The sequence below is a fragment of the Streptomyces sp. NPDC088733 genome (assembly GCF_044751185.1).
Classification (GTDB): domain Bacteria; phylum Actinomycetota; class Actinomycetes; order Streptomycetales; family Streptomycetaceae; genus Actinacidiphila.
Window position 1 is genome coordinate 19,159 of the sequence record NZ_JBIVLH010000048.1, and the last position, 8,893, is coordinate 28,051.

General features: G+C 68.4%; 10 protein-coding genes. 6 read left to right on the top strand and 4 right to left on the bottom strand.

The window, feature by feature from the left end; genetic code table 11:
* Positions 1–5 precede the first annotated feature (5 nt).
* Positions 6–626, top strand: coding sequence for an L-threonylcarbamoyladenylate synthase (locus ACIP64_RS40765; RefSeq protein ID WP_401597732.1), 621 nt, complete (start codon positions 6–8; stop codon positions 624–626).
* Between the two features lie 712 nt (positions 627–1,338).
* Positions 1,339–1,671, top strand: coding sequence for a hypothetical protein (locus ACIP64_RS40770; protein ID WP_401597735.1), 333 nt, complete (start codon positions 1,339–1,341; stop codon positions 1,669–1,671).
* A gap of 291 nt (positions 1,672–1,962) precedes the next feature.
* On the opposite strand, the gene ACIP64_RS40775 is transcribed toward ACIP64_RS40770, so the two are convergent.
* Positions 1,963–3,186 carry an MFS transporter gene (locus ACIP64_RS40775; protein WP_401597737.1) on the bottom strand — a complete coding sequence of 408 codons (1,224 nt, stop codon included), beginning with the start codon at positions 3,184–3,186 and terminating at the stop codon, positions 1,963–1,965.
* Between the two features lie 177 nt (positions 3,187–3,363).
* On the bottom strand, positions 3,364–4,104 hold the full coding sequence (locus ACIP64_RS40780) for an SDR family oxidoreductase (RefSeq protein ID WP_401597740.1): 741 nt from the start codon (positions 4,102–4,104) through the stop codon (positions 3,364–3,366).
* A gap of 102 nt (positions 4,105–4,206) precedes the next feature.
* On the opposite strand from ACIP64_RS40780, the gene ACIP64_RS40785 reads away from it, so the two are divergent.
* Positions 4,207–4,803, top strand: coding sequence for a TetR/AcrR family transcriptional regulator (locus tag ACIP64_RS40785; RefSeq protein ID WP_401597743.1), 597 nt, complete (start codon positions 4,207–4,209; stop codon positions 4,801–4,803).
* A gap of 303 nt (positions 4,804–5,106) precedes the next feature.
* A complete protein-coding gene (locus tag ACIP64_RS40790; protein WP_401597746.1) occupies positions 5,107–5,322 on the top strand; it encodes a hypothetical protein in 216 nt (71 codons plus the stop codon).
* A 58-nt stretch (positions 5,323–5,380) separates the two neighbouring features.
* Here ACIP64_RS40790 and ACIP64_RS40795 read toward each other — a convergent pair whose 3' ends face one another.
* The gene (locus ACIP64_RS40795; RefSeq protein WP_401597748.1) at positions 5,381–6,079 is read right to left on the bottom strand and encodes an alpha/beta fold hydrolase; all 699 of its coding nucleotides are present in this window, start codon (positions 6,077–6,079) and stop codon (positions 5,381–5,383) included.
* A gap of 88 nt (positions 6,080–6,167) precedes the next feature.
* On the bottom strand, positions 6,168–6,785 hold the full coding sequence (locus ACIP64_RS40800) for a hypothetical protein (protein ID WP_401597751.1): 618 nt from the start codon (positions 6,783–6,785) through the stop codon (positions 6,168–6,170).
* Between the two features lie 180 nt (positions 6,786–6,965).
* Here ACIP64_RS40800 and ACIP64_RS40805 point away from each other — a divergent pair, with 180 nt between their 5' ends.
* Positions 6,966–7,706, top strand: a complete 741-nt coding sequence (locus tag ACIP64_RS40805; protein WP_401597754.1) for a GNAT family N-acetyltransferase — start codon at positions 6,966–6,968, stop codon at positions 7,704–7,706.
* Positions 7,707–8,098: 392 nt separating this feature from the next.
* The coding region (locus ACIP64_RS40810) for a beta-ketoacyl synthase N-terminal-like domain-containing protein (protein WP_401597756.1) at positions 8,099–8,893 on the top strand (795 nt) is incomplete at its 3' end.

Sequence of the window (8,893 nt, forward strand, 5' to 3'; positions counted from 1 at the left end):
TGCAGATGGCGAAGTACTTCGACGTGCACCCCGAGAACCCCCAGCCGCGCAGCATCGCCCAGGTCGCCGACGCGGTGCGATCCGGAGCGCTGATCGCATACCCCACCGACTCCTGTTACGCGCTGGGCTGCCAGCTGGGCAGCAGGGACGGCATGGACCGGATCCGATCGATCCGCCACCTCGACGACCGGCACCACTTCACGCTGATGTGCCGGGACTTCGCACAGCTGGGTCAGTTCGTGCAGGTGGACAACGACGTGTTCCGGGCCGTGAAGGCGTCCACGCCCGGCAGTTACACCTTCATCCTCCCGGCTACCCGTGAGGTGCCGCGCAAGCTGCTGCACCCGAAGAAGAAGACCGTGGGTGTACGCATCCCGGACCATGTGGTCACCCAGGCGCTGCTGGCCGAAATGGGCGAGCCGCTGCTGTCCAGCACACTGCTGCTGCCTGACGATGAGGAGCCGATGACCCAGGGCTGGGAGATCAAGGACCGGCTCGATCACGTGGTGGATGCCGTGGTCGACTCCGGGGACTGCGGCACCGAGCCGACGACGGTGGTCGACTTCTCCAGCGGTGAGGCAGAGATCCTACGGCGGGGCGCGGGAGACACCTCGCGGTTCGAGTGAGGCCGGTCACGACGGTGTGGATCGTGCGTGGCGGCGTGTGATGGGCACGCCGGCCGCGCACTGCCGGCGGACCATTGCGTGGTGCTTCGTCGCCGGCGGCCGGCGCCACGACCTGATGGGACGGACGGGGCAGGCGGCGTGCCGATGTCGGATGTCCTGGTCCGGGGAGTCTCGGCGCAGCGAAGAGCCCGCATCCTGTCAGGTTGCGGGCTCTGTCACCTCTTGTGCCGTCTACGTGTTGATGTCCTCGCCGGCTGTGAGGGTGTGCCAGTCAGTCGCCAGGCCACGGCTCGATCACAGCCGGCCCCCGTCGTAGACCGCTTCACCTCGTGGGCGACGCGGCGTCGGCGGATGGGCCGGCGGCCCCAACGCTGTCGCGGCGTACCGGCAGTCGGCTGCACATCCGGGTCTGGACGTTCCCGATGAGCCGACAGCTCTACGTGATGTCCTCGACGCCGACAATGTGCGTCTCCATCGCGTGTGGCACGGTCGGTAAGGCGCTGCGGGTGGAAGCCGTTGGCCCGCAGCGGTCCCGTCGGCGCATTTTGCTGACATGGCAGGTCCCCACCGCGGGTGGTTGGTGGTGGGGACCTGCCCGCTGCAGCGTGCGTCCCGGGTTCACACCCAGGTGTAGTTGTCGTCAGTGGCCGCATCCAGCCCTGGGTCGGCAACGGCGGTCCGAGGGCCGGCCGGGGCAGCGAGCGCCGGGCCGATGGGCGGGAAGATCGGCAATCCGCCGGTCCTGCTGCAACCGGTCCAGTCGATGACGCCGATCTCGCGGCTGCCGTCAGCGAGTTCGTCGTATCCCTGCGTGGCCAGGCGCCCGTTGTTCCGGGGTGATGAGGAACCGGTGGATGAGGTGGAGCTTGCGCGGCAGCGGGGTGGAGACGGTCCGGGACACGCGCTGGTCGACGACCCGGAGCAGCTCGCCGCCCTCGGCCTGGTCGACGTCGAGGTCGAGTTCCTCGGCGAGCCCCCGGCGCAAGGCTTCCCGGAGGTCTTCGCCGTCCTCGATGGGTGGAACCCGCACGTTCGTGGCGGATGAGGGCGACCTCGTGACCGCAGAACACCACGGCCCCGGTCCGGACCTTGATCCGGGAGAACGGGGCCGCCGCCGGCTTGCCGGGAGCGCTCGTCAAACGTCCAGCGTCGACGTCCCTGCGCAGCTTCGTGCGTTCAGGCCCGGCTCATGCGGTCCAGGCAACGCCGCTGGTCGTCGCTTCCCGGGCTGAGCCGACGTCACACGGACGTTGCTTCGCGACGTGTTCACCCCACCGCACGACCACGCCGGTCTGCCACGACGAAGGTGGTCGGCGACAGCCGCCTTCGACGGAGCTCAGCCGCGGGACGGGCGCGGGAGAATCCGAGTGGCCGCGCTGAGCAGGGCGAGCGTGCCGCCGAGGGCGAAGGCGGCCGAGGCGCCGTAGCCGTCGACGACCATGCCTCCGATCAGCGAGCCGGCGGCGAGGGAGATCTGCAGCACGCTGACCAGGAGTGCCAAGCCGCTCTCGGGAGCGTCGGGGGTCGCGTGCAGGATCCACGTCTGCAGTGCCAGCGGCACCGCGCCGAAGGCCGCACCCCAGAGGACGACGAGCACAACGACGGCGGGCGCGGCGCCTGTCAGGGTGTTGAGGAGAACGACCGTGGCGGCGACCAGGACGGCCGCAGTGACGTAGACCGCGCGCAGGCTGCGGCCGATGATCGCGCCGGCGGCGAAATTGCCGGCCAGTCCTGCCACGCCGTATCCGAGGAGCACCAGCGTCACCGCGGATGAGCCGAAGTGTGCTCGGTCTTGCAGGTAGGGGGTGATGTAGGTGTAGGCGGCGAAGTGCCCGAGGAACATCAGCGCGGTGGCCAGCAGGGCGATGCGGGCGGCGGGAATGCGCAGGGACGACGTGAGCGTGGCCACGCGTATGGCCCCAGTGGGCGGCAGCGAAGGGAGCCGCAGTGCCAGTGCCACGAGGGCGAGCAGAGCAGCGCCCGCGGCGATGAAGAACGCGGTTCGCCATCCGGCGAGGTGTCCTACGAGTGCGCCGAGCGGCAGGCTGACCACGGTGCCGGCGGAGATGCCGGCGGTGATCAGCGAACTGGCGCGGTGGACCGCTTCGGCGGGCACCAGCCGGGCGGCGACGCCGGCACCCATCGCCCAGAATCCACCGACGGCGATGCCGAGCAGGATTCTCGCCACCGCCATCACCGGCATGTTGGGGGCCAGTGCTGCCACGACGTTGGAGGCCGTGAAGGACACAGCGAGGGCGATCAGCACCTTGCGCCGGTCGAGCTTTCCGGAGGCGATGGTGAGCAGAGGCGCTGTGACGGCCGCCGTCAGACCGGGTACGACGACGACCAGGCCCCCGGTGCCGAGGGAGACATGGAGGCTGGATCCGATGACGGGCAGGAGCCCGATCGGCAGGAACTCCGAGAGCACCAGCACGAAGGACATCAAGGCGACCGAGGCGACGGCCGGCCAGTTGCTCTGCGACGAGGGTGTGGCGCGCCTTTCTGCTCGTAGCGGTTCCGGTCGGCCGACGACCGATGCCGTGCTGGAGTGGTCACTCATGCTGTTTGTCTCCTGGAAGGATCGGGGGCCGGGGGTGGGTGGCCCGGGCCGCGTTGTTGCGCGGCGGCTGTGCCGCGACGGTGGGACGTACGCGGCAGGGGTCACAGCGGCGTGACCATGAGGACGAGATCCTGCAGCAACGAGGGCTCTCTCGGCCCCCGCTGCGGAACGGATCACTCAGATCTGGTTCAGTCCACCGTCGACGTACAGTTCGGCGCCGGTGACGAAGCTGCTCTGGTCGGAGGCGAGGAAGAGAGCGGCGGCGGCCGCTTCGGCGGGCTCGCCCATGCGGCCGAGGGGCACCTGCTGCGCGAGGAAGGCGCGGAGCGACGTGGCCTCTTCCTCGGTGGACGCGAGGCCGGTGATTCCCGGAGTCCTGATCGGTCCGGGCACCAAGGTGTTGACACGGATGCCGCGGCCGCGCAGCTCGTTGGCCCAGGTCCGGGAGAAGGAACGGATCGCGGCCTTGGAGGCGGCGTAGACGCCGAACGCTTCTCCGCCGGTGGTGGCGGCGGTGGAACCGGTCAGGATGACCGAGGCACCATCGTTGAGGAGCGGGAGTGCCTTCTGGACGGTGAAGAGCGTCCCGCGGACGTTGATGTTGAACGTGTCGTCGAAGTGCTGCTCCGTCACCTCCTCCAGGGTCGCGAATTCTCCGCCGCCCGCGTTCGCGAAGAGCACGTCGATGCGGCGCCCCTGCTCGGCGATGACCGAGAAGAGCCGGTCGAGGTCGGCCGGGCTGGCTATGTCTCCGCGGACGGCGGTGACGTCGTGGCCGATCTCGGCGGCGGCCACGTCCAGCGCATCCTGGCGCCGGCCGGTGATCACCACGTGGGCGCCCTCAGCGGCGAACCGTCGCGCCGTGGCCAGTCCGATGCCGCTGTTCGCCCCGGTGACCACAGCCACTTTGCCTGCCATTACTGCCGTCATGACGCGCCACTCCCCAACAGTTCTTGACCGTATCGTCCATAACGCTAACCGTTATGGACGATGCGGTCAAGAAAGCGTAGTGTGACCTTCATGGCACGACCTCGGAAATTCGACGAACAGCAGGTACTGGCGACCGCACAGGAACAGTTCTGGTCACACGGGTACGCCGCCACGCGCATGGACGACATCGCCGCGGCGACAGGCCTCGGCAAAGGCAGCCTGTACGGCGCGTTCGGCGGCAAGCAGGACCTCTTCCACCGCGTGTTCGACGACTACTGCACCTCGGTCGTCGACGCCACGGCCCAGCAGCTGCGCGGCGATGACGAGCACGCGTACACGCGGCTGTCCGCCCACATACACGCGGTGGCCGCAGCCGCCGCCGCAGACACCGCCCAGCGCGGATGCCTGCTGGCCAAAGGCACCGCCGAGCTCGCCGAACACGACAAGGCCGTAGCCAAGCGTGCACACACAGCCATCGAAACGCTGCACACACTGCTGGAGGACGACATCGCCGCCTGCCAGCGCAACGGCGACCTCAACGCCGACGCGGACCCCGGACAGCTGGCCGCACTGGTGCTCGCCGTGCTGCGCGGCATCGAAGCACTGGCCAAGGCCGGAGCCGACGAGAAGACACTGACGGACATCGCCCGCACCGCCCTCGCCGTCCTGCCGCGCCCCACGAACTGAGAGCCCCACCGGACCGTGCCGTCACGGTGTGGAAGGTGTCCATCGACACCTGCGCACGAGCCTTTGTCCCTGCATCCACGAGCACACTTGTGTCAGATGCTCGCTCCCCCGGCCCGATCCAGCCCGACGGTCACGGCTGACTGACGTCCGGCAAAATCTGCTTGCCCCGATCGTCGAGGCAGAGCGGGAAGGACGGCTGGGTGAAGTCGACGGCCCTCCAGGTCAGCCTCACCGACGCGCCGGGCAAGCTGGACCGGCTCGACGCCGAAGCGGCCCGTCGATCCTCCACAGTCGATCCCGGCGATGCCGGCCTTCGCCGACATCGCCAACCTCACCACCGCTGCACGGCGGAGCGGCACGCGGACGGCCGCCCCATTCGACCTGGCCTACTACCGCGAGCGCCACGCGGTCGAATACGGGATCACCTGCCTCACGGGGCATCGGGCCGTAGCAACGCGGTACGACAAAATCGCGGTCCGCTACAAGGCGACCGTCCCTGTCGCGGCCGTCAACGAGTGACTGTGAGCAGCGCAGTTGATACGACGCCGGCAAGGAGTCCGCAAGCATGGAACTGCGGTCACGCCCCGGCTATGTCGACAAGGATCCGCGCCAGTTCACGTGGCTGGGAGAACATCGGCCAGTGGCCGGTGTCCATCTCGATCAGCCGCCAGCACCTGCTGGTCAGCAGCTCGGCCACATCGTCGCTCGGCTCGGGGTCACCGAGCGTGCACTTGATGTAAGTCGCCGGGAGGTCGTGGAGCGGCCCTTCCAGCACAGCGGCTTCGGTCAGCGTGGCACCCGGGTGTGGCGTCGAACCGCCCACGATCCGTGCGATCTGGTCATCGGTGAGACCGTGGCCCTCGAAGTGAGCCGCGGGCGCGACCGGCCAGAATCCGCCGTTCTCGGCGATCGATGTCCTCATCATCGCCCCGCCGTCCGGCCAGGCGGAGACGAACGGTTCACCATCGGCTGGAACACTGGAGTCGAGGAAGACCACGTGCGCCAGCCGGTCGCCGATCCGCCCGGCGGCCTGACCGCTTGGGATACCCGAGTAGCTGTGCCCTACCAGGACGACGTCGTGCAGGTCCTGGCGTTCGACCTCATCAACAATGTCTTGGACGTGGGTCTGCTGCCCGGCCGGCACGCCCTGCTTCTCAGCGAGGCCGGACAGCGTCAGCGGGTGGACGCCATGGCCGGCCGCACGCAGGTACGGCACCACGTCGTCCCACGCCCAGGATCCGAGTCGCGCACCCGCAACCAGCACAAAGTTCGCCATGGCTGCACCGTAGCGGAGCCGCCCGACGACCGTTCCGGAAATACTGTCGATACACGCTCAGCGGCGATGTGCGATGGCAGTGGCCTGCTCAGTCGTCGAACCACACGACGAGGCGCACGTTGTCGTCACCGTGCTGTTCTGCCAGTTCCTTCATGGTTTCCCAGACGGGTTGCCACTCGCCGGTTTCGGTGACGGCATCCCTGCGGCAGATGGTGACTGATCTGTAGAGCGTGTCCCCGACGAGCCACTCACTTCCTTCGGGCCACTCACGAACCTCGCCGGCTTTGAGACCGACAGCCTCGGCGAATGCGACGCTCCTGGAGGCCTTGCCCGTCATCCTGAGTCCGCTCGGTGTCCGGCGGTATTCGTGAAGCCGGCCGTCGGGCTTCTCCGCGGGCTCGTCCCAGTCGACGGCCTTCACCTCGGCCCACGTGATCCACGTGGTGCCGTGAAAGCCGTCTTCGCCGTACCACTCGGTCAGCTGCACGAACCGCGCACTCACGGTGGCCGAGGCGTCGGCGGGAAACCCCCTACCTGCGGCCACGGGACGGAAGTTCGCGTAGTTGCGGACCCCGAAGAGACAACCGAACGCGTCGTAGTCACGGACATCATTGAGGGAGCCGAGGTCATGTGCGCTGTACCAGATCGGCTCCTGATCGTCCTGCGGCACCCGATACTCGATGAACCCGCTTATATCCGTACCCATGCCGGACATTCTCTCGACGCCGTCAAATGCTTTCGTCTGCGCTGGATCGACGACCTACGCATACGGCCTTGCGGGCAAAGCAAGGACTGCAGCTCTGACCGGACTCCGGTGTACACGGATGCGACGGCGACGGGTACACGGCATGTAGTGCCTGACCGTTGCGCTGATTACCCTGCACCTATGGCTGACCTGCGGGAGCTGCATTCCGTCCATGAGGTCCGCAGCGCAGCAAACGGTGATGCGCTGCTGCTGTGGGCCGCCGGCGCGCTACCGCACGGCACGCGGGTCTTTTCCCTCGGTGAGGCCACAGCAGTGGCGGCGACAGCCCTGTCCTGCCGCGACCGGCTTGCCGTCACCGGCCCTGCCGGCGACGCCGCGGACTTGATCCGCGCGGTTCTGCCGCAAGTCGGCCCATCCTTCCGGCCCATCGGCGACGAAGACCTTATCCGCGGCCTCGTGACACGCGTTCCGGAACTGGAGATCGTCGATGCTTTCGGATGGATGCAGACAGAAGCCTCGACCAACCGCCACGACGGGGCCGCGTGGCTGACCGCATCGGACCGTTCCGACATCGCCAGGCTACTGGACGAGGCGTTCCCGAATTCCTATGCCCGACCCGATCGGCCGGGCGTGCGTCGCTGGGCCGGCGCCCGCGATGAATCCGGAACACTGCTGGCATGTGCCGCCGACGCCTGGAGCGCACCGAGTGTCGGATTCCTTGCGGGTGTCGCCACCGCCGAACAAGCACGCGGGCGTGGTGCGGGCACGGCCGTGTGCAGTCTCGTCCTGGACAGGCTTGTCGTCGACCACGGCGTGGCTGCGTTGATTGTCGACAGCTGGAACACCGCCGCCGTCCGCCTCTACCACGGCCTGGGCCTGTCATGGCGTCCGCTCGCAGCCGCCCGCGTCACAGGCCGCTGAATACCTCCGCTCCGCACGGCACCGAGGACATCGATCCACAAGCTTTGACAAACCACCCGCTGCACCACTTCCAGGGACGCAACCCGAACAATCTGGGCTCGACCATCCGCCTCGAGCCGATCCCCCAGCACCTGACCTGCACGGTTCACTTCATTTTCGGGTCGGACCCGAACCTCCGGCTGCGCGCGTGAACGGGAGACGGATAAGGGGGGATCGGGGTCCCGTTAGGGGTTCCCCGACTCGTCCGGGCCGTCAGGATGTGACGATCCGCCTGCTGATTCCGCGAAGGACGACCACAGGCGAGGAACCAGTATGCGCGGCGTGCTGGCCGGCGCTGTGGAACAGGCGCCCGCCCGCATGCTCGCGGATCGACTCCAGCGAGCGAGGAACCCGTGAGCATCCCTCCTGTCGAGAAGATCGCCGAGGCGCTGCGTGCCAGCCTCCTGGAGAACGAGCGGCTGCGTCAGGAGAACGAGCGGATCACCGCGGCCGCGACCGAACCCATCGCCATCGTGGGTATGAGTTGCCGCTTCCCCGGCTCGGTGGCCTCCCCCGAGGACTTGTGGAACCTGGTGTCGCAGGAGCAGGACGCGATCACCACACCCCCCACGGACCGGGGGTGGGACACGGCCGAAGCCTCCGGTGACGGTCCACGGGGCGGCTTCCTCGACGCCGCGACAGGATTCGACGCGGAGTTCTTCGGCATGAGCAGGCACGAGGCCTTGGCTGCCGACCCTCAGCAACGCCTGCTGCTGGAAGCATGCTGGGAGGCTCTGGAACGGGCCGGGGTGGATCCCCTCTCACTCCGTGCCAGCCGCACCGCCGTCTTCACCGGTGTCATGGCCGGTGGATACCCCGCCGGACCGGGATCGGTACCCGAAGCCGCCGAAGGCTTCCTCATGACCGGAACCGACAACAGCGTCGTCTCCGGCCGGGTCTCCTACGTCCTGGGTCTTGAGGGTCCGTCCCTCACCGTGGACACGGCGTGTTCGTCCTCGCTGGTGGCGCTGCACCTGGCGGTGCAGTCGCTGCGGCGCGGGGAGTGCTCGCTGGCGCTCGCCGGCGGGGTGACCGTGATGTCGACGCCCGAGGTCTTCACGTCGTTCGCGCGGCAGCGTGGTCTGTCGGTGGACGGGCGGTGCCGGTCGTTCGCGGCGGGGGCGGACGGTACGGGGTTCGCGGAGGGG

What these genes read in the sequence shown, in the direction of transcription:
- ACIP64_RS40765 (WP_401597732.1), top strand. Translation starts at nt 6, where the DNA reads ATGGCGAAGTACTTCGACGTGCACCCCGAGAACCCCCAGCCGCGCAGC.
- ACIP64_RS40770 (WP_401597735.1), top strand. Translation starts at nt 1,339, where the DNA reads ATGGGCGGGAAGATCGGCAATCCGCCGGTCCTGCTGCAACCGGTCCAG.
- ACIP64_RS40775 (WP_401597737.1), bottom strand. Translation starts at nt 3,186, where the DNA reads ATGAGTGACCACTCCAGCACGGCATCGGTCGTCGGCCGACCGGAACCG.
- ACIP64_RS40780 (WP_401597740.1), bottom strand. Translation starts at nt 4,104, where the DNA reads ATGGCAGGCAAAGTGGCTGTGGTCACCGGGGCGAACAGCGGCATCGGA.
- ACIP64_RS40785 (WP_401597743.1), top strand. Translation starts at nt 4,207, where the DNA reads ATGGCACGACCTCGGAAATTCGACGAACAGCAGGTACTGGCGACCGCA.
- ACIP64_RS40790 (WP_401597746.1), top strand. Translation starts at nt 5,107, where the DNA reads ATGCCGGCCTTCGCCGACATCGCCAACCTCACCACCGCTGCACGGCGG.
- ACIP64_RS40795 (WP_401597748.1), bottom strand. Translation starts at nt 6,079, where the DNA reads ATGGCGAACTTTGTGCTGGTTGCGGGTGCGCGACTCGGATCCTGGGCG.
- ACIP64_RS40800 (WP_401597751.1), bottom strand. Translation starts at nt 6,785, where the DNA reads ATGGGTACGGATATAAGCGGGTTCATCGAGTATCGGGTGCCGCAGGAC.
- ACIP64_RS40805 (WP_401597754.1), top strand. Translation starts at nt 6,966, where the DNA reads ATGGCTGACCTGCGGGAGCTGCATTCCGTCCATGAGGTCCGCAGCGCA.